The 23,082-nt window shown below is 39.0% G+C and carries 22 protein-coding genes and 1 tRNA gene; 18 read left to right on the top strand and 5 right to left on the bottom strand.

Annotation, left to right across the window (positions count from 1 at the left end; translation table 11 throughout):
• Positions 1 to 46: 46 nt before the first annotated feature.
• The 6 genes from CFT42_RS09490 (at position 47) to CFT42_RS09465 (ending at position 4,699) form a co-directional block, all read left to right on the top strand.
• Complete coding sequence (locus CFT42_RS09490; protein ID WP_088810101.1) at positions 47 to 1,066, top strand: LacI family DNA-binding transcriptional regulator; 1,020 nt, start codon at positions 47 to 49, stop codon at positions 1,064 to 1,066.
• Positions 1,067 to 1,258: 192 nt separating this feature from the next.
• Positions 1,259 to 1,591, top strand: a complete 333-nt coding sequence (locus tag CFT42_RS09485) for a PadR family transcriptional regulator (RefSeq protein WP_088810102.1) — start codon at positions 1,259 to 1,261, stop codon at positions 1,589 to 1,591.
• Positions 1,584 to 2,171 carry an HAAS signaling domain-containing protein gene (locus tag CFT42_RS09480; protein WP_088810103.1) on the top strand — a complete coding sequence of 196 codons (588 nt, stop codon included), beginning with the start codon at positions 1,584 to 1,586 and terminating at the stop codon, positions 2,169 to 2,171. The genes CFT42_RS09485 and CFT42_RS09480 overlap by 8 nt, the downstream gene beginning before the upstream one ends.
• Position 2,172: 1 nt before the next feature.
• Complete coding sequence (locus CFT42_RS09475) at positions 2,173 to 3,264, top strand: DUF4097 family beta strand repeat-containing protein (protein WP_088810104.1); 1,092 nt, start codon at positions 2,173 to 2,175, stop codon at positions 3,262 to 3,264.
• A gap of 95 nt (positions 3,265 to 3,359) precedes the next feature.
• A tRNA-Val gene (locus CFT42_RS09470) sits at positions 3,360 to 3,432 on the top strand.
• Positions 3,433 to 3,532: 100 nt separating this feature from the next.
• Positions 3,533 to 4,699 (top strand): metallophosphoesterase, encoded by a 1,167-nt coding sequence (locus CFT42_RS09465; RefSeq protein WP_088816003.1) that lies wholly within the window; start codon positions 3,533 to 3,535, stop codon positions 4,697 to 4,699.
• Positions 4,700 to 4,829: 130 nt separating this feature from the next.
• Here CFT42_RS09465 and jag read toward each other — a convergent pair whose 3' ends face one another.
• From jag to CFT42_RS09440, 5 genes are all read right to left on the bottom strand, one after another.
• Positions 4,830 to 5,450 (bottom strand): RNA-binding cell elongation regulator Jag/EloR, encoded by a 621-nt coding sequence (gene jag, locus CFT42_RS09460; protein WP_088810106.1) that lies wholly within the window; start codon positions 5,448 to 5,450, stop codon positions 4,830 to 4,832.
• Complete coding sequence (yidC, locus tag CFT42_RS09455) at positions 5,447 to 6,310, bottom strand: membrane protein insertase YidC (RefSeq protein WP_088810107.1); 864 nt, start codon at positions 6,308 to 6,310, stop codon at positions 5,447 to 5,449. Before yidC ends, jag begins: the two co-directional genes overlap by 4 nt.
• A 40-nt stretch (positions 6,311 to 6,350) precedes the next feature.
• On the bottom strand, positions 6,351 to 6,713 hold the full coding sequence (rnpA, locus tag CFT42_RS09450) for a ribonuclease P protein component (RefSeq protein WP_088810108.1): 363 nt from the start codon (positions 6,711 to 6,713) through the stop codon (positions 6,351 to 6,353).
• An 83-nt stretch (positions 6,714 to 6,796) separates the two neighbouring features.
• Positions 6,797 to 6,931 (bottom strand): 50S ribosomal protein L34, encoded by a 135-nt coding sequence (gene rpmH, locus CFT42_RS09445; RefSeq protein ID WP_007548627.1) that lies wholly within the window; start codon positions 6,929 to 6,931, stop codon positions 6,797 to 6,799.
• A 147-nt stretch (positions 6,932 to 7,078) separates the two neighbouring features.
• Complete coding sequence (locus CFT42_RS09440) at positions 7,079 to 7,546, bottom strand: hypothetical protein (protein WP_088810109.1); 468 nt, start codon at positions 7,544 to 7,546, stop codon at positions 7,079 to 7,081.
• Positions 7,547 to 7,983: 437 nt separating this feature from the next.
• On the opposite strand from CFT42_RS09440, the gene dnaA reads away from it, so the two are divergent.
• The 12 genes from dnaA (at position 7,984) to CFT42_RS09380 (ending at position 22,870) form a co-directional block, all read left to right on the top strand.
• Positions 7,984 to 9,333, top strand: coding sequence for a chromosomal replication initiator protein DnaA (gene dnaA, locus CFT42_RS09435; RefSeq protein WP_088810110.1), 1,350 nt, complete (start codon positions 7,984 to 7,986; stop codon positions 9,331 to 9,333).
• A gap of 181 nt (positions 9,334 to 9,514) precedes the next feature.
• A complete protein-coding gene (gene dnaN, locus CFT42_RS09430; RefSeq protein ID WP_088810111.1) occupies positions 9,515 to 10,660 on the top strand; it encodes a DNA polymerase III subunit beta in 1,146 nt (381 codons plus the stop codon).
• Between the two features lie 52 nt (positions 10,661 to 10,712).
• Positions 10,713 to 12,056 (top strand): MATE family efflux transporter, encoded by a 1,344-nt coding sequence (locus CFT42_RS09425; RefSeq protein WP_088816002.1) that lies wholly within the window; start codon positions 10,713 to 10,715, stop codon positions 12,054 to 12,056.
• A gap of 234 nt (positions 12,057 to 12,290) precedes the next feature.
• Positions 12,291 to 12,455, top strand: a complete 165-nt coding sequence (locus tag CFT42_RS09420; RefSeq protein ID WP_369821470.1) for an RNA-binding S4 domain-containing protein — start codon at positions 12,291 to 12,293, stop codon at positions 12,453 to 12,455.
• 12 nt (positions 12,456 to 12,467) lie between these two features.
• The gene (recF, locus tag CFT42_RS09415) at positions 12,468 to 13,574 is read left to right on the top strand and encodes a DNA replication/repair protein RecF (protein ID WP_088810114.1); all 1,107 of its coding nucleotides are present in this window, start codon (positions 12,468 to 12,470) and stop codon (positions 13,572 to 13,574) included.
• 50 nt (positions 13,575 to 13,624) lie between these two features.
• Complete coding sequence (gene gyrB, locus CFT42_RS09410; RefSeq protein WP_088810115.1) at positions 13,625 to 15,562, top strand: DNA topoisomerase (ATP-hydrolyzing) subunit B; 1,938 nt, start codon at positions 13,625 to 13,627, stop codon at positions 15,560 to 15,562.
• 62 nt (positions 15,563 to 15,624) lie between these two features.
• Positions 15,625 to 18,150 carry a DNA gyrase subunit A gene (gene gyrA, locus CFT42_RS09405; RefSeq protein ID WP_088816001.1) on the top strand — a complete coding sequence of 842 codons (2,526 nt, stop codon included), beginning with the start codon at positions 15,625 to 15,627 and terminating at the stop codon, positions 18,148 to 18,150.
• A 135-nt stretch (positions 18,151 to 18,285) separates the two neighbouring features.
• Positions 18,286 to 18,540: a hypothetical protein gene (locus CFT42_RS09400; protein ID WP_088810117.1), complete on the top strand. Its 255-nt coding sequence runs from the start codon at positions 18,286 to 18,288 to the stop codon at positions 18,538 to 18,540.
• Complete coding sequence (locus CFT42_RS09395) at positions 18,537 to 19,889, top strand: tripartite tricarboxylate transporter permease (RefSeq protein ID WP_088810118.1); 1,353 nt, start codon at positions 18,537 to 18,539, stop codon at positions 19,887 to 19,889. Before CFT42_RS09400 ends, CFT42_RS09395 begins: the two co-directional genes overlap by 4 nt.
• 21 nt (positions 19,890 to 19,910) lie before the next feature.
• A complete protein-coding gene (mvk, locus tag CFT42_RS09390; protein WP_088810119.1) occupies positions 19,911 to 20,879 on the top strand; it encodes a mevalonate kinase in 969 nt (322 codons plus the stop codon).
• Positions 20,836 to 21,804 carry a diphosphomevalonate decarboxylase gene (mvaD, locus tag CFT42_RS09385; RefSeq protein ID WP_088816000.1) on the top strand — a complete coding sequence of 323 codons (969 nt, stop codon included), beginning with the start codon at positions 20,836 to 20,838 and terminating at the stop codon, positions 21,802 to 21,804. Before mvk ends, mvaD begins: the two co-directional genes overlap by 44 nt.
• Entirely contained in the window at positions 21,797 to 22,870 is a 1,074-nt protein-coding gene (locus CFT42_RS09380) for a phosphomevalonate kinase (protein WP_088815999.1), read from the top strand. The genes mvaD and CFT42_RS09380 overlap by 8 nt, the downstream gene beginning before the upstream one ends.
• Positions 22,871 to 23,082 lie beyond the last annotated feature (212 nt).

Raw genomic sequence — 23,082 nt, 5'->3', positions numbered from 1 at the left:
ATCTTTTTTCATAAAACCGATACCATAAATAGAAAGGAAGATGGAATTGGCTGCCACGATATACGATATTGCGAAACATGCCGGTGTATCGAAATCAACGGTCTCACGTGTACTCAACAAACAAACGAATATTTCCGAAGAAGCACGCGAAAAAGTGCTCCGCGCCATTAAAGAATTAGATTATCAGCCTAGTAAACTCGCACGCGCACTAACTTCCTCAGGTTTTGATGCCATCATGGTCATTTCAAATCGCTCCACGAAAACAACATCAGGAAATCCATATTTTTCAGAAATCATTCATTCGATTTCAGTAGAAGCAGAACGGGAAAATTTTGATTTAATTTTGCAAACAGCCAAAAATAGTAAAGACGAGCTCCAGAAATGCCTTACAAAAATCCAAGAAAAGATGATAAAAGGCATTATCATGCTTAGTTCACCCGCAGACGAAACCTTTTTTGATAAAATTGACGCGTATAATATTCCTATCGTTGTTACGGGGAAAGTTGAAGGCGCTTACCGAAATATTTACTCCGTCGATACGGACAATTTTGGCGACAGCTACGCCCTAACCAAGTTTCTTATCCAAAACGGTCATAAAAAAATCGCCTGTATCCATGCCCCACTCGACTACCACGTTTCCGTTGACCGCCTAGCCGGCTTCAGAAACTGTCTATTCGACCATCAACTAGATATTCGTGCAAGCTGGATTATTGATAGCGGTTATCAAATTGAAGATAGCTACAAAGCCGCTGTACAATTAATGTCAAGCGACGATAAACCAACCGCCGTTTTCGCAACCGATGATATCAAAGTCATGAGCATTTACAAAATGGCGGCTGATCACGGATACAAAATTCCAGAAGATTTATCCGTCATCGGCTACAACGACAAAGTTGCATCAACCTTTTTGTCCCCCCCACTAACATCCATTGACATTCCCATTAATCGTCTGGGACAAAGTGCTACAAAACTTCTCTTTCAAATATTAAAAGGAGAACAAAACATTCCAAAAGAGACCATCATCTCCACCAATATGATTATAAGAGAATCCATTAAAGAGATTTAAATCAGGCCGAACAAAGTAGTTACTTTGTTCGGCCTGATTTATTTTAAGGAAGTATGTCTAGAATTCCAAGTAAAACTATCAATTCCATTTTAGTACCTTGCATTGAACAGTAGTTAGTGGTATACTATATTCGGGTAGTGAATAATAATCAGTACTGAGAAAATAAATATAGCAAAGAATGGAGGGCTTTTTATGGAAGTCAATCCGCAGTTTAAGAAAGGCGTCCTAGAATTGTGTTGTTTGTATTTGATTCGTTCCAAGGACCGCTACGGTTATGAACTCGCGCAACAAGTTTCCATATACATTGAAGTCGCAGAAGGTGCCATTTATCCGGTATTACGACGACTTGTAAAAGATGAATATTGTACCACTTATTTGAAAGAGTCCACCGAAGGACCCTCACGAAAATATTATCAATTAACATTAAAGGGTGAAATTTACTTGAATGAATTAATTTTTGAATGGAGTAACTTTACAAACAGCGTCACAAAATTAATGGAAAAGGAGGGAGTGCGAGATGAATAAAGAACTATTTTTAACCGAATTAGAAGAGCGACTAGCCTCACTAAATCCAGCTGATCGCGAAGAATTACTCGAAGATTACCGCGAACACTTTAGAAGTGGCGAAGCAGAAGGCAAAAGCGAAGAAGAAATCGTCCTAAGCCTCGGCACGCCAAAATCAATCGCCGAAGACATCTTCACACAACGCGAAGAACTACTTCAAGACCCTATGACTCCGCCAGAAACATACTACGTTCCAAGAAAGCCGACCACAAAAGAACGCACACCAGGCTTAAGAGTCATTTTGCTCATCGGTCTTATCTTCCTAGATTTAATTCTTTTAATTCCCATCGGCATTTCAATTTGGAGTTTTGTCATTTCACTTTGGATTTTAGTCGGTACGCTCGTTTTATCACCAGTGTTACTACTCGTTTCCCTCATGTTTGGACAAACACTCGAAATGTATCAAGGCTTTGCAAGTATTGCCATGACCGGCCTAGGCTTAATGCTATTACCAGTTATTCTTTGGTTTACAAACCTTGTTAAAAAACTAAGTGTTCTAGTCATTTCTTGGCATACTTACACGCTGAAAGGAGGACGTTAAAATGAGAAATACAAAATGGACTTGGCGCGTCTTCTTTGCCGGCTTAGCTTTACTTATCATCGGCGGAATTGGCTTTGCTTTCACATTTAATGGCAACGTGATTGAAAAAGGCGAAGCTTATAACAAAACATTTACACTGACAGATGACAAGGTTGAAAATATTACATTAAATATGGAACACGACAGTAATATTATTTTTAAGGAAAGTCAAAATGGCAAAAATTATGTAGAAGTATCTGGTCACTACACAAAAAGTGAAATCGAACAAATTAAAACGACAGAGGTGCAAAATGACGGCACCACGCTTAACCTTGAAGTTAAAAACAAAGAACCGTTTGTTGACTTTATGAAGATAAATATATATGGCAAACAAGAAATTACGATTTATTTAAACAAAGAACAAGCTCTTAAAGAACTTGTTGTAGAAGGAAATTCGTCGGATATGATGGTTTCTGACGGCAGCTTGCAGACGCTTAAAGTGAGCGCTTCTTCTGGTGAAATTCAGCTTGAACGCACAAATGCTGACCAAATCAGCGTAAACAATGACTCTGGCGACACCCGCTTAGTTGACCTCACTGGTGACACAAATGTGAAAGCTTCTTCCGGGGAAATCGAAGCCGCGCGAATTGATGGCGATTTAACGACTGAAACGACCTCAGGCGATATTGATGCCGAAAATGTAACAGGCAGCGCCATCAAATTGGTGAGCAATTCGGGTAGCATTTCTGCTGATAACTTCAGTGCGAAACAAATTTCGCTTGAAACAAATTCAGGTGATATTGAAGGCAGCCAGTTAGATGGAAAAGTTCACTCAACCAGTTCTTCTGGCTCAATTGAATTAGATGGACTCGGGGCAAGCGCTTCGGCCAAAACGAGCTCCGGCGATATTGAACTAGCCTTCAATCAGGAACCAAAAACGGTCACTGTAGATTCCAATTCGGGCGAGGTAAATGTAACGTTGCCGGCGGGAATTAAAGCCATTTACAATGTGCGCTCAGATTCTGGTGACATTAAAATGCCAAACAACTCGAAAAATGCATCTAGCGAAATAAACGCGGTCACCTCTTCTGGTGACATTAAAATAAGCGATTAAATTTAGCAAGCCAACACTTTGTTTTAACCAAAATAAAGGTGTTGGCTTTTTTGTTATTGACTTCTGCTGTTAAAATTCGTATCATTGGTTTATACGGTCCTGTAGCTCAGTTGGGAGAGTATCACCTTGACATGGTGGGGGTCGCTGGTTCGAGACCAGTCGGGACCATTTTGAAGCCTGTTTTCTACTCGTTAGAAAATGGGTTTTTATATTTATGCTATACTAAAATTAATGATTGTTTCACGTGAAACATTAAGGACGGGTTGTTATGGAAATTAAAACGTCAATTCATACTTTTTTCCTTTTAGTAGGTTTAAATCGCTTAGGGAAAGAAGTGTTTTTAGAGAAAATCATTTTGCCACAGTTGATTTTGGATTGCGAGGTACCACCCAAATTTGTGCATTTGGAACAAAACGCGGGTGATTTTGACCAAAAGTTGTTGGAAGCGATTCAGTATCCGGCAAATACGGAGTATGTTTTTGTGAGCGTGCCGCACTTGGCGGATGAGTTTTTGGATTATTTGAAGCGACATGCGCTGAAGAATCGATATTCGATTGAAATTTTTGACTTTGGGGATTCGAAATCGGCGTTCCACCATTTCAGTGACGCCAAGGTTCACCGTGTGGATTATCGTGAGAATTTGACGATTTCAAGCAATTACGAGGCGTACGCGACCTGTTTGCTGCCAGAAAATAAAACGTATCACATTATTGGAGATACGCATGAATGTGTAGCGGAGCTAAAAACCATGCTGGAAGACTTTGGATTCCAATTTGATGGATCTGACCGGGTTGCGGCTTGCCCGCCTGATGACCAGGCGTTTATTTTTTTAGGGGATTTTATTGATAAGGGCAAACAAACGCGGCAGATGGTCGAATTTCTCTTTGAAAATCAAAAGTATTTTTATTTTGTTCTCGGAAACCACGAAAGTTTCGTCTACAAATATATTCGCGGGGAAATTAAAGGGGCCAATCAAACAATTGTCGACACCTATTTCGACTCAATCCCCGTTTTGAAGGCCGATGCAGAATTACTTGCGAAATTTAACGCGCTTGTAGAAAATGCAAAACCTTTTTACGAATTAAAAGGGCGTTTTATCGCCACACATGCGCCTTGTAAAAATAAGTATTTAGGCAAAATGGACGAGAAATCGCTACGTAAAATGCGAAATTTCCATTTAAATCGCGATATGCCCATTCAGGATCAGCTGCTATTTTTGAAAAAAGAAGCTTCTGAAGAACTTCCATTCCATTTTTTCGGTCATGTCGCCTGCGCGAATGCATTTCGAATCCACAACAAAGTGCATCTCGATACTGGCTGTGTTCACGCAAATTTGCTTACAGCCGCAATCACTGACGGCACTACCGTGCAAATTCACTCCATCCCCTCACATCATCACACGACTTTAACTAAAAAACTACCACATTTATTCTAAACGTCAAAAGACTGATGACAAACGGTGAGATTCTAGGCAAAGCCGAGTACCGCACCGGAGCGTACTTGAGTACGTGAGGAGCGGAACGGAGGCTTTAACGACGAAGATTGCTGTTTGTCATCAGTCTTTTTCATGATTTTGCTGGTTTAATTACAATATAACGGTACGGGTCGCGCCCTTCCGAATGTGTTTCAACTTTGGTATTTTCGCTTAAAATAGCATGAATGATTTTGCGTTCAAATGATGGCATTGGTTCCAAATGTACTGCACGCCGTGTTTTAATTGCTTTATCACCCATTTTTTTAGCGAGTCCAGAAAGTGTTTCATAACGTCTTTCACGATAATCGCCAACATTAATGATAATGTTTTTAAATTGTTCGGTTTGTTTGTTAGCAATTAGTTGTGTTAAATATTGAAGCGAGTTTAAAGTTTGACCATGTTTTCCAATTAAAACGCCTAGGTTTTCTCCAGAAATTTGGATTTTGATGTCTTTTCCCTCTTCTTCCACGTCAATTGAGATTTTTGCACCCATTTTTTCAGCAATATCCAAAATATAGTCGGTCGCGATTTGCGTGCCGTTTTCTTTTTCAATTACTTTAACCATAGCCAGACGTGAACCTAATCCGAAAATACCCTTTTTCCCTTCGTCCATAACCTCGACATCAACTTGATTTTTTTCAAGTTTTAGTTCTTTAAGTGCATTTTGAACAGCTTCTTCTACAGTTTGTCCTTGCGCAGTTATATCTCTCACTTTCTTTTCTTACCTCCTTTTTTCGAAGCTTTCATGTTTGCAGCTTTCTTTTGAAGTCTTGCTTCCTCTGCTTCTGCCGCTTCACGCGCTTCTAGTTCGCGTTTATTTTTAAAAGGATTGTTTATTAAAAGTGTTTGGAATACGGTGAATACGTTACCGATAATCCAGTAAAGAGCCAGTGCTGATGGTAGCGTAATCCCCATGAATAAAATCATAACTGGCATGATATAAATAATCATCGCCATTGATTTATTTTGTTGTGTTTGTCCCATCATTGAAATTTTAGATGAGGCAAATGTTGTTAGGGCTGCTACAATTGGTAAAATGTAATAAGGATCTGGACTTCCGAGCGTCATCCATAAGAATGTATCTGTTTTAATTTCAGCAGTTCGGCTAATTGCTTGATAAAAGCCGATTAGAATAGGCATTTGAATCAAGAGTGGCAAACAACCCATCATTGGATTGATGTTATGCTCTTGGTATAAACGCATTGTTTCTTGTTGCAGTTTTTGTTTCGTTTCATTGTCTTTTGATGCATATTTTGCTTGAAGTTCTTTTAATTTTGGCTGAACATTCATCATTTCTTTTTGACTCTTAATTTGTTTAATCATAAGTGGCATAATGAGCAAACGAATTAAGATTGTAACAACAATAATTCCCATCGCGTAATTGCCACCGAATAAATCTGCAAACCAAGTAATCACCCAAGATAGAGGATAAACGATGTAATGACTCCAAAATCCTGTAGAGTCTTTTGTAATTGGGTCAGTTGAATACCCACACCCCGAAAGAACTGTCATAAGTAAAACGACTAAACTTGTAATAAACAGTTTTTTCTTCAGGTTCTTTTTCTTTTTCAAAAAGTATTACCTCCCATTCCGCCTTTTTTAAAATTCCCACTCATTTTGAATAGCTCTTTTTAGAACGTTTCATCGCCTTAGCAATTTTTAAAACGTGCTCTAAACTACTCTTTACTTCGTGAAAATCCATGTTGGCCGCCGGTTTTCTGGCGATAATAATATAATCATTTTGCGAATCAATTTCGTTCTCAAATTCATGAAAAGCTTGTCGTATGTAACGTTTAATACGATTTCGACAGACAGCGTTTCCAATTTTTTTACTAACGGATAAACCAATTCGAAAATGTTGTAAATCTTCTCTCTTTAATTTATACACGACAAATTGCCGGTTAGCAAATGACTTCCCTTTCTTAAAAACAAGCTGAAAATCATCATTTTTTTTGATCCGATACTCTTTTTTCATACAGACTCCTTTGGAATGTCCTACCTAAGTAAGAAAATACTTTAAACCTTCCAATAAAAAAACCACTGAGCCTTTTCAGTGGTCTACGCAGATAATACTTTTCTTCCTTTACGACGACGTGCTGCTAAAACTCTACGGCCGTTTTTAGAACTCATACGTGTACGGAAACCATGTACTTTTTTTCTTTTACGTTTACTTGGTTGATATGTTCTTTTCACTTTGTTACACCTCCCATAAATGGGTCCAATCGAATTAAATCTATTAGACAGTCTTAAATATTGTACGTAAATTAACTTTATTTGTCAATAGAGCTAGATAAACTCCGCACATAATCATACCATATTTTAAACATCAAAAAAACCCCTTTACTGCGATAAATTCAGATATTTTTTTCTCTCTGTTTTAAAATAGGGAATTTTTCGTTTGGAGACTTCCTCTAAATATTGAAGAAACTCACCAATTTTTTCATACTCTAGTGGGCATTCAAAATATAAATTTTTTTGAATCAAATAATTATCCATGTAATAGCTTGACTCATTAAATTTCAATAAATCTTCTATAAAATGAATAACTTTCGAAAATTTTGGCATCTCATCGACGTCTTCTATATCTGTGAAATGGAAGAAAAGAACATAAATATGATTTTTTTTAAGGCTTTCTTCAAATATTTTTGGTTCAATGCTACTTTTATAAAAAACAGTAAAATCTTTTAATACAGCTGGTTCCCTTTTATCATAAATGACTAAATAACCAAACGCTTTTTCTCTATTACTTTGTTCAGCAACTCGGTAAAATTCTAAATCTTTACTATTGATTAATCTCTGAAAATGCATGCTTGAACACAACCTTTTTGTCAAATTTACACTGTACTTTCATTCTACCATAGCTTTATATTTTTTGTTTAGTATGTGGATAAACTTAAACGTTCTTTTAAAATTATCCACATATTGCGATTTTTATTGTGGATAATTTGAATTGATTTTAAATTTTATTCAGATGGCTACTCACAAGTTATACACAATAACACATACTGTGGACAACTTTTTTTCACAGGTGGATAAGTTTGGGGAGCAATTTTGAAAGTCCTTGCTATTCAAGCATTTTTTTGATAATATATCAGGTGTTGAAGAGTAAAATAATTGGGGAAAACTAAACTTATCCACAGTATCGTTTTACATTGTGGATATTTTTTAAACAGTACCGGGATATCTTTATCCACTGTTTTTCTAGCTTGTGGATAAATAATAAAAAAAGAAGAGGGGGGAGTTTTTTGCAACCAATTGAAGATGTTTGGTCTGATGTGCTACAAATCGTCCAAAAAAATATGAGTAAACCAAGTTACGACACATGGATGAAATCAACGACTGCACATTCATTAGAAGATAATACATTTATTATCTCAGCTCCTAATAATTTCGTACGGGATTGGCTAGAAAAAAGTTATACGCAATTTATCGCAAATATTTTGCAAGAAGTAACCGGAACATTGTTTGAAGTTCGTTTTATTGATGGTGAACAAGATGAAAACTTTGATTATAAGCCCATCCCACCTAACCAAATTATGTTGGATGAAAATGATCCAGACAATGCCAAACATATGTTAAATCCTAGATACGTTTTTGATACATTTGTTATTGGCTCAGGAAATCGATTTGCTCATGCGGCTTCACTTGCTGTTGCCGAAGCGCCTGCAAAAGCCTATAATCCATTATTTATTTACGGGGGCGTAGGGCTTGGAAAAACCCATTTAATGCACGCCGTAGGTCATTACGTACAGCAACATAAAGAAAATGCCAAAGTTATGTATTTATCGAGCGAAAAATTTACAAATGAATTTATTAGTTCTATTAGGGATAATAAGACCGAAGAATTTCGAACAAAATATCGGAATGTCGACGTTTTATTAATCGATGATATTCAATTTTTAGCTGGTAAAGAAGGAACACAAGAAGAGTTCTTTCATACTTTCAATACACTTTATGATGAACAAAAACAAATTATTATTTCCAGTGATCGGCCGCCGAAAGAGATTCCAACATTAGAGGACCGACTTCGTTCTCGCTTTGAATGGGGACTCATTACAGACATTACTCCACCGGATCTTGAAACACGGATTGCTATTTTACGGAAAAAGGCAAAAGCAGATGGCCTTGACATTCCAAATGAAGTCATGCTTTATATTGCCAACCAAATTGATTCCAATATTCGGGAACTTGAAGGTGCACTCATTCGTGTAGTCGCGTACTCCTCTTTAGTCAATAAAGATATTACTGCTGGCCTTGCTGCGGAAGCTTTGAAAGACATTATTCCGAACTCAAAATCGACCGTTATAACGATTAGCAGTATTCAAGAAGCAGTTGGCGAATATTTCCATGTTAAATTAGAAGATTTTAAAGCAAAAAAACGAACGAAAAGTATTGCTTTTCCTAGACAAATTGCGATGTATCTATCCCGTGAACTTACAGACGCTTCACTTCCAAAAATTGGTGATGAATTCGGCGGGCGTGACCATACAACGGTTATTCATGCTCACGAAAAAATTACACAACTCTTGAAAAGTGATACAGCTTTAAAAAATGATATCGCTGAAATTGAAAAAAACTTACGTAAGAATGTTTAATTGAATTGTGGACATGTGGAAAACTTGAACTTACTTATACACAACTTATTAACATGTGGAAAACTTTTTATACGAAGTCCTTTTCTTACTTATCCACAAATCCACAGTGCCTATTACTATTACTACGATTTTTTATTAATTAATTAAAAGGTTTTACAAAAAATGATGATGGGGGATTTTTATGAAATTTGTTATTCAACGTGACCGCCTAGTTCTTGCTGTAAATGAAGTCACACGTGCTATCTCTTCCCGGACAACAATTCCAATTTTAACAGGGATAAAAATGATGGTGAATGATGAAGGTGTTACTTTAACAGGTAGCGATTCTGACATTTCAATCGAGGCATTTATCCCCTTAATTGAAAATGATGAAGTCGTTGTTGAAGTAGAATCATTCGGAGGCATCGTTTTACAATCTAAATATTTTGGAGATATTGTGCGACGCTTACCTGATGAAAATGTTGAAATAGAAGTTACAACAAATAATCAGACGACAATTCGTTCTGGACAAGCTTTTTTCACTTTAAATGGCTTAGATGTTTACGAATATCCGAAACTACCAGAAGTTTCAGATGGTAAAAAAATTCGGATTCCAATCAACGTACTTAAAAATATTATTCGTCAAACTGTTTTTGCGGTTTCCGCAATTGAAGTGCGACCTGTACTTACTGGTGTCAATTGGATTATTAAAAACAATACGCTAACGGCTGTTGCAACAGATAGCCACCGACTTGCGTTACGCGAAATTCCACTTGAAGCCGAAATTAATGAGGAGTACAACATTGTTATACCAGGAAAAAGTTTAGCTGAATTAAATAAAATTTTAGATGATGCGACGGAATCCATCGAAATGGTTCTCGCAAACAATCAAATTCTATTTAAATTAAAAGACTTACTTTTCTATTCTCGTCTTTTGGAAGGAAGCTATCCAGATACATCGCGCTTAATTCCAACTGATACAAAATCAGAGCTAGTCATTAATGCGAAAGCTTTCTTACAAGCAATTGATCGTGCTTCCCTACTGGCGCGTGAAAATCGAAATAATGTTATTAAATTGACGACACTTGAAAATGGACAAGTTGAAATTTCTTCTAACTCTCCAGAAGTCGGAAATGTTTCCGAAAAACTATTTAGCCACAGTTTTACAGGTGAAGAATTAAAAATTTCGTTTAATGGGAAATATATGATGGATGCGCTTCGTGCTTTTGAAGGTGATGATATTCAAATTTCCTTCGCTGGGACAATGCGCCCATTCGTCCTTCGTCCTCGCGATGCAGAAAATCCAAATGAAATTTTACAACTTATTACACCTGTTCGTACGTATTAATTAAAAGCCCGCCTGATTTGGTGGGTTTTCTTTTTGAAGAGGTGCTTACGTTTTGATGAAAGATATGACTAAAGGAAATCCAACAAAATTAATTTTTTATTTTGCCATGCCAATGCTACTTGGCAATCTAGTTCAGCAACTCTACATTATGATTGATGCGGTAATTGTAGGGAAATTTGTTAGCGTCGACGCCCTCGCAGCAGTTGGTGCAACCGGCGCTATTAATTTTTTTATGATTTCCCTCATCATCGGTTTAATGAGTGGAATTGCTGTTGTTGTGGCGCAATATTTTGGGTTTCAAGATTACAATAAATTGAAAGATGTCATTGCAACCGCTTCTATCGCAGTCGTTGTTGCGGGAATTTTCTTCACCATTGTGGGGGTGCTACTCGCGAAACCATTACTACTTCTACTGCGCACGCCAGAAAATATATTGAATGACGCTAATATTTTTCTAACTACCTTATTCATCGGCATCTTGCCAATGAGTTTATATAACGGAGTTTCGGCGATTTTACGTGCACTTGGAAATTCAATTACCCCACTCCTCTTTCTTATTTTTTCGTCACTTATGAACATCTTCCTCGACTTTGTTTTTGTTGTTTGGATGGATTATGGTGTGCAAGGCGCAGCTTGGGCGACTGTTTTATCACAAGTTATTGCCGCGATACTTTGCATTTACTACGCTTATAAACATGTTCCTTACATGCGCATTCAGCGAGATCGTTTTAAAATACATAAACCTCTTTTGCAGGAAATGATTCGTATAGGTTTGCCTTCAGGGCTTCAAGGGGCTTTCATCTCCATCGGGAATATGGCCATTCAAAGTTTAATCAATGGTTTCGGAGCGACTGTTGTTGCGGCCTATACTGCTGCCAGCCGAATTGATTCCCTCACCTACCAACCAGGCATTGCTTTCGGCGCTGCCTCTTCCACATTTGCCGCACAAAATGTTGGAGCTGGCAAACTGGACCGCGTAAAGAAAGGTTTTTGGTCGGGTATTAAAGTTGTCACCATAACAAGTTTAGTTATCACACTCATTGTGCAGCTTTTCGCGAAACAGTTTTTACTTCTTTTTGTAGACGGAAAAGAAAAAGAAGTGATTGAGATTGGTGTGAGTTATTTGCTTATTGTGTCTTTGTTTTATGTTGTTGTGGGGATTTTGTTTGTTGTACGTGAAACGCTTCGTGGTACTGGCGATGCCCTTGTGCCTCTAATGATGGGGATTTTTGAACTTGTTTCACGGCTTATTATTGGTTTTGCACTTTCTAAAGTTATGGGCTATGAAGGATTATGGTGGGCGACTCCAGTTGCTTGGGTTACGGCAACAATGCTTGGACTTTGGCGCTATAAGTCAGGTGCTTGGCAAAAAAAGGCTGTTATTCGAAAAAAATAGGAAAAATTTAAAAAACGTCACAGAAAGGCGTTTTTTTTAGTTTTTAAGAAAATAATATCCCCCCACTAGAAATAGTAAAAAAAGCCATAATTGAGTTATATGAAAATAAACTTTGTAATTATGGCTAAAGTTTAGTAAAATAGAAAGGTAGAGATAAAAAAGATTGGGTGTGAAAATTTGGCTAATGTAATAACAATCGATCGTGAATTTGTGACACTCGGGCAACTGCTACAAATGCTTGATGTTGTAAGTACAGGCGGTATGGCAAAAGCTTTTTTAAGCGAACATCCGATATATATCAATGGTGAGCAGGATAACAGACGCGGGAGAAAGCTGAGAAATGGCGATGTTGTACTTATTCCGGGAACTGGAAAAGTAAAAATTGAACAGGCGCTGTAATGGTGTAGAAAGATGCATTTAGAAAATATAGTCTTACGAAATTTTCGAAATTATGAAGAGTTAATGCTCGAATTTGATCCATCTGTTAATGTTTTTCTTGGCGAAAATGCGCAAGGAAAAACGAATTTGCTTGAAGCGATTTTAATTCTAGCGTTAGCAAAATCACATCGAACAACGAACGATAAAGATTTTATTAAATGGGATTCTGACGCAGCAAAAGTTGAAGGTCGCATCATGAAGCACGGTCAAAGCGTCCCTCTCGAACTCACTATTTCCCAAAAAGGTAAAAAAGCAAAGGTTAATCATTTGGAACAAAAAAAATTGAGCCAATATGTAGGAAACCTAAACGTGGTCATGTTTGCACCAGAAGATTTATCACTTGTAAAAGGTGCACCAGGCGTTAGACGTCGATTTTTAAATATGGAAATTGGTCAGATGCAACCCGTTTATTTGCACGATTTAAGTGTGTATCAGCGGATTTTACAGCAACGCAATCAATTTTTAAAGCTCGCCCAAATGAAGAAAAAATACGATGCGGTCATGTTGGATATTTTAACAGAGCAATTTGCGGAAGTGGCCGTTCGCCTAACTGAACGGCGTGATGCATTTATTCGAAAACTCGAAAGTTATGCGGCACCCATTCATCATGATATTTCACGGGGGCTTGAAACGCTTAAAATTAGTTATGAACCTTCAGTATCGCTAGTTGAAGAAGGAGATTCCATCTCAGCTTTACTCGAAAAAATGAAGACGATTCGGCAGAGAGAAATCGACCGAGGTGTAACGCTTATTGGACCACATCGGGATGATTCTCTATTTTATGTTAATGGGCAAAATGTTCAGGTTTTTGGCTCTCAAGGGCAGCAAAGAACAACGGCGCTATCTATTAAACTCGCTGAAATTGATTTGATTCATGAAGAAACAAACGAATACCCTTTACTCCTGTTGGATGATGTTTTAAGTGAACTTGATGATTTTAGGCAATCTCACTTATTAAATGCGATTGCGGGCAAAGTTCAAACTTTTGTTACGACAACGAGTGTCAGCGGAATTAATCATGAAACACTTACGAAAGCTACAACGTATATGGTTGAAAATGGCCACATTAAAAAATCCTGATTACTAGGTTGATATAATTTTAGAAATAAAGAAAGTGCGGTGGAACTTAAATGTCAGAAGAAAATATTTCAAATGTACAAGAAAATGCATCTGATTATAGTGATGATCAAATTCAAGTATTAGAAGGCTTAGAGGCGGTTAGAAAGCGTCCGGGTATGTATATCGGTTCAACAAGTCAACGCGGTTTGCATCACCTTGTTTGGGAGATTGTCGATAACGCAATTGATGAGGCACTCGCTGGATTTTGTACAGAAATTGAAATCACGATTGAAAGCGACAATAGTATTACAGTAAAAGATAATGGTCGTGGTATTCCAACTGGTATTAATGAAAAAGTTGGCCGTCCTACGGTAGAAGTTATTTTCACTGTTCTTCACGCTGGGGGTAAATTCGGCGGTGGCGGATATAAAGTTTCCGGCGGTTTGCACGGTGTTGGTGCATCAGTCGTCAACGCCCTTTCGACAAGTTTAGAAGTTTCCGTTCATCGTGACGGTGAAAAATTCTATCAGCGTTTTGAACGTGGGAATGTTGTGATGGATATGGAAAATCAAGGGAAAACCGATTACCGTGGAACAATTGTTCACTTCACACCAGACCCAGAAATTTTCACTGAAACTGTTGAATTTGATTATGAAACACTTCGTACGCGTACGCGCGAATTAGCATTTTTAAATCGCGGTTTAAAAATCTCCATTGAAGATAAACGTGCAGAACATGAAACGAAAAATGAATATCATTATGAAGGCGGAATTAAATCCTACGTGGAACATTTAAACCGCGCAAAAGAAGTCATTCACGAGGAACCGATTTACATTGAAGGTGAACGTGATGGCATTATGGTTGAAGTTTCCATGCAGTACAATACAGGCTTCTCAAGCTCGATTATTTCGTTTGCGAACAACATTCACACCTATGAAGGTGGAACACACGAATCCGGCTTTAAAACCGCATTAACGCGTGTTATTAACGATTATGCGAGACGAAATAAGCTGTTTAAAGACAGCGACGAAAACCTGTCTGGTGAAGATGTCCGCGAAGGTCTTACTGCAATTATTTCCGTTAAACATCCAGATCCACAATTTGAAGGGCAAACGAAGACGAAACTTGGTAACTCCGAAGCGCGTTCGATTACGGATAAACTGTTTTCAGAAGCACTTAACAAATTTATGATGGAAAACCCTGATGTGGGTAAAAAAATGGTTGAAAAAGGCGTAATGGCCGCTCGCGCCCGTCTAGCAGCTAAACGTGCTCGTGAAGTGGCGCGTAAGAAGAGTGGACTTGAAATTTCAAGCTTGCCTGGTAAACTGGCCGACTGCTCATCAAGAAACCCGGAAATTAGCGAACTTTACATCGTTGAGGGTGACTCTGCCGGCGGTTCTGCAAAACAAGGTCGTGATCGTTTATTCCAAGCAATTTTACCGATTCGTGGGAAAATTTTAAACGTAGAAAAAGCGCGTTTAGATAAAATTTTAGCTAACGAAGAAATTCGAACGATTTTTACAGCGATGGGAACTGGTTTTGGCGGTGATTTTGATGTATCCAAATCGAGATATCACAAACTTATTATTATGACCGATGCCGACGTAGATGGTGCGCACATTCGTACCCTTCTACTCACATTGTTCTACCGCTATATGCGCCCGCTTGTTGATGCTGGTTACATTTATATCGCTCAACCCCCTCTTTTCCAAATAAAGCACGGGAAGCAAGTGGAATATGTTTATTCCGATAAACAACTAGAAGACTACTTGGCAGATTTAGACGGCGAGAAATATAGCATTCAGCGTTATAAAGGTCTTGGGGAAATGAACCCTGAACAATTATGGGAAACAACGATGAATCCAGAAAATCGGACGTTGCTACAAGTAAGCATTAATGATGCTATTGATGCTGATGAAACGTTTGAGATGTTAATGGGTGACCGCGTTGAACCAAGACGTAAGTTTATTGAAGAGAATGCACAATACGTTAAAAATCTAGATATTTAAATTATTTCCCGGGAAATAATTTTGAATAAGCTTGACAAACGGAAAGGGAGGTTTCGCTTAAAATGGCAGAAACACCGAATCAAAGAATAACTGAAGTGAATCTAAATAAAGAAATGCGAACATCGTTTCTCGACTATGCGATGAGTGTTATCGTGGCACGTGCACTTCCTGATGTTCGAGACGGGTTAAAACCCGTTCATCGTCGTATTTTATATGCGATGAACGATTTAGGAATGACTTCTGATAAAGCGTATAAAAAATCGGCACGTATCGTCGGTGAAGTAATTGGTAAGTATCACCCGCATGGTGATACAGCTGTGTATTTTACAATGGTTCGTATGGCACAAGATTTTAGCTATCGTAACATGCTTGTAGACGGTCACGGGAACTTTGGATCTGTCGATGGTGATATGGCTGCGGCAATGCGTTATACAGAAGCACGTATGTCCAAAATTTCAATGGAACTTTTAAGAGATATTAATAAAGACACAATTGATTACGTCGATAATTATGATGGCTCTGAAAAAGAACCAGTCATTTTACCTGCGCGTTTCCCAAACTTATTAGTGAATGGTTCCTCAGGTATTGCGGTTGGAATGGCAACAAATATTCCGACTCATCATCTTGGTGAAGTAATTGACGGCGTATTAGCGCTTAGTCATGATCCAGAAATTACAATTCGTGATTTAATGGAACATATTCCAGGACCAGACTTCCCTACTGCTGGTATGATTATGGGACGCAGTGGTATTCGCCGCGCTTATGAAACTGGTCGCGGTTCTATCACCGTTCGTGCCCGCGTAGATATTGAAACGAAAAATAACGGGAAAGAAACAATTGTTATTACTGAACTTCCGTATCAAGTGAATAAAGCCCGCTTGATTGAGCGTATTGCGGAATTAGCGCGTGAAAAGAAAATTGACGGAATTACAGATTTAAATGACGAGTCCGACCGTTCTGGTATGCGAATTGTTATTGAAGTTCGTCGCGATATTAGCGCAAGTGTTATCGTTAATAATCTGTATAAGATGACAGCTTTACAAACAACATTCGGCATTAACATGTTAGCGCTCGTAGATAACCACCCTAAAGTTTTAAATTTAAAAGAAATTTTGTATTACTATTTAGAACATCAAAAGGTCGTTATTCGCCGTCGTACGGAATTTGAACTCCGTAAAGCGGAAGCTCGCGCCCACATTTTAGAAGGTTTACGTATTGCGCTAGATAATATTGATGCAGTTATTCAACTCATTCGTAGTTCTAAAACGACTGAAGCGGCAAAAGAAGGTTTAATGACGCAATTTAGTCTTTCTGATAAACAAGCGCAAGCCATTTTAGACATGCGTTTGCAACGCCTGACTGGTTTAGAACGCGAAAAAATTGAAGAAGAATATCAAAATCTAATCGCACTTATCAATGAATTAAAAGCGATTTTAGCTGATGAAGAACGTATTTTAGAAATTATTCGCGAAGAATTAGAAGAGATTAAATTGAAATATGCTGATAAACGCCGCACAGAAATCTTAACAGGTGACCTTGTCAGCATTGAAGACGAGGATTTAATCCCAGAAGAAGAAGTTGCTGTGACCTTAACAAAACGCGGCTATATCAAGCGTTTGCCACTTTCTACGTATCGCAGTCAGCGGCGCGGTGGGCGCGGTGTCCAAGGTATGTCTACGCATGAAGATGATTTTGTAGAACATCTTGTGGCGACGAGCACACATGATACGCTACTTTTCTTTACAAATACAGGAAAAGTTTACCGTGCGAAAGGTTATGAAATTCCAGAATATGGTCGTACGGCAAAAGGGATTCCAATCATTAACTTACTTGGAATTGAAAGCCAAGAGCAAGTGAATGCGGTTATTAATTTAAGCGAGTTTACAGATGATAGCTATCTATTCTTTACGACTAAACACGGTGTAGTTAAACGGACGACCCTTTCGCAATTTGCTAAAATTCGTCAAAGTGGTCTTCGCGCTGTTGAACTTCGTGAAAATGATGAACTTATTTCTGTTCAAATGACAGATGGCCAAAAGAATATGATTATCGCAACAAAAGATGGTCAATCAATTTATTTCCCAGAAAATAATATTCGTGTAATGGGACGTACGGCTGCCGGAGTTCGTGGTATTCGTCTTCGTTCCGGTGATGAAGTTATTGGAATGGAAATTTTGGAAGACGATGAAAAAGTGCTTGTTGTAACAGAAAATGGTTACGGGAAACAAACCGCAGCTGAGCAATATCCACTACGTAATCGCGGTGGTATGGGTGTCAAAACCGTTTCTATTACAGAGAAAAATGGTCGGTTAGTGGCAATGAAAACTGTAACTGGCGAAGAAGATATTATGCTTATGACCGTAAGCGGCGTATTGATTCGTTTTGAAGTTGATACCGTTTCTCAAACAGGACGGAGCGCTATGGGCGTTAAACTAATTCGTTTAGATGAAGACGAAAAAGTAGCCACAGTAGCGAAAGTTCCAAAAGAAGATGAAACGGAAGAAGATTTAGAAGAAGAGGATCCACAAGTGTTAAAAACAGAAGTTCCAGATGAGAGCTTTGAAGACGGTCCAAGCGAAGACTTGTAAAAAGTCAGTAAGTTCCAAGTGAGTTCAACTTACTTGGAACTTTTTCTGTGCGGATATTGAAAAAAAATTAATAAATGATTATGATATTCAGATAGTGGTTTGATTTATAATTCATTTGGAAAGCAGGAAAAAAGTATGCCAAAAAAGAAAGATGATGCTCAAAATATTGAAATTTGGGCGGATCTTGTTCATATAAAAGATTTAGTTTTAGCGACATTCATTTGTGTTGTTTTCACAATGGGCGGTTATTTTATCGCGCCTAATGAAGCACCGTTACCCCTATTTTTCGGCCTAGGTGGAGCGATTGTAGGTTTTATTATTTCGAGTTTTATTATTAAACCGAAGCGTACGCTAAAAGAAATTGATGAAACGGAGGATGTTGAAAAATGACCGTCCAACTTGTCATCGAAATGATTTTAGCGTCTGTTTTGGCGGCTGGTATTTACACGATTATCGGCATTGCGCCTGGAACTGATGAAACAGCCGTTCTGGCGCCTGTTACGCTTGCGCTCGTCCTTTTAGGCGTTTCGCCGATGGTTGTGCTCGCTTTTTTTGTTTCGGCAGTCGTAACACTCAATTTGACTGATGCGGTTCCTGTCGCCGTTGCAGGGACACCAGGCGGGGTCATGGCTTCGCCGATGGTTCCATATGGACTGACACTTAAAAAAGCAGGACAATCGGTTGTGGGGATTCGAAAAATGGCTTCAGGCGCGGCCATCGGGACGATTATCGCTGTTCCTGTTAGTTTAGGGCTAGCCACACTACTCGCCCCACTGTCCGAAGTTATTACCAAATATGCCGCGCCCGTCTTTTTTGTCGGGGCAATTTTCTTAGCGCTTATGAGTAAAAATAAAATACTCTCGATTTTGGCTATCTTACCCTTCGGTTTGCTAATTGAAGGCCTACGTTATTTGTACTGGGGAATTGGCGCCATTCCAGAAGGAAAAACCGTTACCATTTCCTTTTTCCTTGGAATTACCATTGGCCCAATGATTTTCAGTATCATTTCACTGCTCAATAAAGAATATCGCGATGCCCTTCCAAAGCACGCAAAACGGGAAATTACGATTGCAAATGTCGGGAGGCAAAAAGGTTTTCCTAACCCATTTAAAGTTCTAACAAAGCAAGAATCATGGGCAACAATTGGGACTTCGCTCGCTGGGTGCTTTACGTTTTTCATGAGTCCTGTCGGGATGACCGTTTTATTCGGAGAAGGTGTTGTAAGCCGTGTAAAAGACCCGATTAAAAAAGCTAAAATTGCGTTAGCAAGCATGGAAGGTTTGGCGCATTCCACTTATTTAGCAGGTCTTTTAATTCCATTAATTGCGCTCGGTGTGCCGCTTTCCCCCGTTGCAATTGGGCCGGCCAATCCGTTGTTTAATGCGCCGCCCGTCTTTACGCTCGATCATAACATGTATCACATTTTATCGATGTCGGAATTTACGGTTGCAACGATTATCGGTTCTGTAGTAGGACTTGGACTAACATATTATGTTATCATGAAGTATTCCCAACAAATTTGCCGTTTTGTATTTAAATACATTCCTCATGAAGCCATTTTGGGACTTTTCATTGCACTCGTGATGATGTTAAGTTACATGGACGGCGGTTTTATTAATATGGCGGGAGTTTTACTTGTAGCAATTGTATCAGGAGCTTTAAGCCGACTTGGTATTAATTTTGGTGTGCTCTTTATGACGCTTTACGCAGCGCCATGGATTGTTACAACGTTATTTTAATGTAGGAAGGAATGGAGCCGATTGGCGACTGGAAGTGCTACAGCAAAATTAATTTTATGTGGTGAACATGCTGTCGTTTACGGGGAACCAGCAATTTCAATCCCCTTCGCGCAAGCTGTCATTCAAACCGAAGTAATAAAAACTGAAAAAGAAACGAAATTTTCATCTGCTTTTTACACAGGTGATTTAAAAAATATGCCCGATTTTCTTGAGGGAATTAAACAAATGGTTGTCGCGATTTTGGACAAACTAGGTCAGGCCCCTGTTTTAATTCGCGTTTTAAGTGAAGTACCAATCGGCCGAGGACTCGGCTCAAGCGCGGCCGTATCGACTAGCATCGCTCGCGCACTGTACGCCTACTTTGAGCAAACAATTTCCGACAGCGAATTGCTCGAACTTGTCAATCAATCAGAAAAAATCGCCCACGGGAATCCAAGTGGCGTGGACGCGGTCACAGTTGTAACGGGCAAACCGATTTGGTTTGAAAAAAACAAGACGCTCGAGCCACTTCATTTTGAAAAGAAAATCTATTTAGTGGTGGCAGATACTGGTATTCCTAGTGAAACGCGCTCTGCCGTAAGTGATGTCGGACGCTTATTGCAAGAAAATCCAAAAAAATATCGGCCATTTATTGCCGAACTTGGAAATATTTCCCGGGAAATAAGAGGACAACTTGAAAATAATCCCGATTTGAAAATCATTGGGGCGGAGATGAACAAGGCGCAAAACCTTCTAGAACAGCTGACAGTGAGTGATTCGAGTCTGGAAAAATTAATCCGTGTCGCTTTACAAAACGGAGCTTTAGGTGCGAAGTTAACTGGCGGAGGCCGAGGCGGTTGCATGATTTCTTTAGTTGCGGGCGCAAAACAGGCGGAAAAAGTCGCGCAAGCTCTGAAAAATGCAGGCGCAGCACAAGAATGGATTTTTACGATTGGAGAAGGTAATCATGAAAGCAACAGCGATAGCTCACACGAATATAGCGCTCATTAAATATTGGGGCAAACGCGATGAAAAACTGATTTTACCCGCGAATAGTAGCTTATCGATTACTTTGGATAAATTTTATACCGAGACGACTGTGGAATGGCTAGAGGACGCAAAAAACGATTCGTTTAGCTTAAACGGCCAAGTGAAACAAGACGCGAAAGTGGCGCAATTTTTAAATGTGCTCCGTGCTGAATTTGATGTGCCTTACTTTGCAAAAATTGATTCGGTTAATCACGTTCCAACCGCCGCCGGACTCGCCTCATCCGCATCTGCATTTGCCGCTCTCGCAGTAGCGAGTTCAGCAGCGCTTGGTCGAAAGGATGACATGGCAAATTTATCTCGGCTCGCTAGGCGCGGTTCGGGTTCAGCGACCCGCTCATTATTTGGCGGCCTTGCGATTTGGCAAAAAGGCACACGTTCAGACGGCCGCGACTCGTTCGCAGTCCCATTTCATAGCAATTTAACGGAAAAAATTGCCGTTGTGGTGGCGGTTGTATCTGACGAAGAGAAAGCTATTTCAAGCCGCGATGGAATGAAGTCCACCGTTTTGACCTCGCCATTTTTTGGTGAATGGATTCAGACGGCGGAAGAAGATTTACGCAACATTAAAAACGCGTTTTTATCCGAAAATTTTGTAGAAGTTGGCGAAATTCTCGAACATAATGCAATGAAGATGCATGCGACAACTTTAGGCGCAAAGCCACCTTTCACATATTTCAGCTCTGTTTCAATTTCTGTCATGGAGGAAGTTCGAAAACTTCGTGCAGAAGGCATACCCGCTTATTTTACGATGGATGCTGGGCCCAATGTAAAGGTAATTTGTTTGCGAGAAAATGAAAATTTAGTAGCAGAGCGTATGCGAAAATTTGTTAAAGACGCTCATATTTGTCACGCTGGAGAGGGAGCAAAGGTGATTCGAGTTGACTAAAATTCAAGTGAAAGTTCCAGGAAAACTTTATATTGCGGGTGAATATGCGGTTGTGGAATCAGGTCACACGGCGGTTTTAACGGCTGTTGATAAATATATTACGCTGACGATTGAAGATGCTGCAAAAAACCAGCTGATTATTCCACATTACAATGATGCGGTTTCGTGGCCTCTAGGCGGGGAACTCAAAGCGGAGGGTGACCATTTTGCTTTTACAGCACTGGCAATTAATACGGCGACGGCTTATTTGAAAATCCGTAAAATCGCTCTTTCACCGATTAAAATTACAATTGAAACGGAACTTGTGAATGATGATGGTGTTAAATTTGGCTTAGGTTCTAGTGCCGCTGTTACAACGGCGATAATAACCGCTTTAATGGAAAAATTTGCGCCTGATACGGAAATGTTGACCAAGTTTAAAATGGCTGCCTTGTCGCACCTTGTTGTTCAAGGAAATGGTTCTTGTGGTGACATTGCATCGTGTTTATATGGCGGATTAATTGCGTACACGACATTTGATCAGGAGTGGGTCAAAATGCATTTGCCATACAAATCACTCGCTTGGTTTTTGGCAAATCCATGGCCGAAATTAAAAATTGAAAGACTACCTAATTTTGAAATGCCATTTTTAGTAGGTTGGACGGGAAATCCAGTCAGCACCGGCCGTTTAGTTGCGGAAATCCAACTTTTCAAAGAAGAGCAACCCGAAAAATATGCTGATTTCCTATTTCAATCCGAAGAAGCTGTTCAAAAGTTTTTATTGGGTATTAAAGAGCAAGACGTGAAAATAATGTTTGCGGCGCTTCGAAAAAACCGCGAGATTTTGCAGAAACTTGGTAATAGCGCAGGTGTTAGCATTGAAACGAGCTTGCTTTCGGAGCTTGCTAATGTGGCGGAAAGTTTTTCGGGTGTAGGAAAATCTTCTGGTTCAGGTGGCGGCGATTGCGGGATTGCGCTCATTCCAAATCAAGATTTAGCAGCAGAAGTGACTGCAAATTGGGTGGAAGTAGGTATAAAGCCTCTGCCATTTCAAGTTGGCGAAGTTCAGATTAAAAGTGTGGAATAAGTAGACTTGTTTTAGGGAATATCCTAGTAGCAAGTCTCTTTTTTTGTAGTTTGTGAAAAAAATCATATGCCAAGTTTTTGAACAAACAAGAAAAATCAGCTATAATGTAAAGCGAGTATGGATTTAAAGTTTTTTAATTACTTTAAAAGTTTGTGATATATTTAGAATGTGAAACTTAAAAAGGGATTTGAAAACAATTTTTTAGAAGTTGT

The organism is Listeria goaensis (genome assembly GCF_900186125.1).
GTDB classification, from domain to species: domain Bacteria; phylum Bacillota; class Bacilli; order Lactobacillales; family Listeriaceae; genus Listeria; species Listeria goaensis.
This window is presented reverse-complemented; position numbering and strand designations above follow the sequence as displayed.

Bases quoted from the DNA above. Each gene is read 5' to 3' on its own strand.
- CFT42_RS09465 (WP_088816003.1), top strand. From the start codon at position 3,533: ATGGAAATTAAAACGTCAATTCATACTTTTTTCCTTTTAGTAGGTTTA.
- CFT42_RS09475 (WP_088810104.1), top strand. From the start codon at position 2,173: ATGAGAAATACAAAATGGACTTGGCGCGTCTTCTTTGCCGGCTTAGCT.
- rnpA (WP_088810108.1), bottom strand. From the start codon at position 6,713: ATGAAAAAAGAGTATCGGATCAAAAAAAATGATGATTTTCAGCTTGTT.
- CFT42_RS09395 (WP_088810118.1), top strand. From the start codon at position 18,537: ATGACCGTCCAACTTGTCATCGAAATGATTTTAGCGTCTGTTTTGGCG.
- recF (WP_088810114.1), top strand. From the start codon at position 12,468: ATGCATTTAGAAAATATAGTCTTACGAAATTTTCGAAATTATGAAGAG.
- CFT42_RS09400 (WP_088810117.1), top strand. From the start codon at position 18,286: ATGCCAAAAAAGAAAGATGATGCTCAAAATATTGAAATTTGGGCGGAT.
- CFT42_RS09440 (WP_088810109.1), bottom strand. From the start codon at position 7,546: ATGCATTTTCAGAGATTAATCAATAGTAAAGATTTAGAATTTTACCGA.
- gyrB (WP_088810115.1), top strand. From the start codon at position 13,625: ATGTCAGAAGAAAATATTTCAAATGTACAAGAAAATGCATCTGATTAT.
- dnaN (WP_088810111.1), top strand. From the start codon at position 9,515: ATGAAATTTGTTATTCAACGTGACCGCCTAGTTCTTGCTGTAAATGAA.
- CFT42_RS09485 (WP_088810102.1), top strand. From the start codon at position 1,259: ATGGAAGTCAATCCGCAGTTTAAGAAAGGCGTCCTAGAATTGTGTTGT.
- gyrA (WP_088816001.1), top strand. From the start codon at position 15,625: ATGGCAGAAACACCGAATCAAAGAATAACTGAAGTGAATCTAAATAAA.
- CFT42_RS09420 (WP_369821470.1), top strand. From the start codon at position 12,291: ATGCTTGATGTTGTAAGTACAGGCGGTATGGCAAAAGCTTTTTTAAGC.
- CFT42_RS09480 (WP_088810103.1), top strand. From the start codon at position 1,584: ATGAATAAAGAACTATTTTTAACCGAATTAGAAGAGCGACTAGCCTCA.
- mvaD (WP_088816000.1), top strand. From the start codon at position 20,836: ATGAAAGCAACAGCGATAGCTCACACGAATATAGCGCTCATTAAATAT.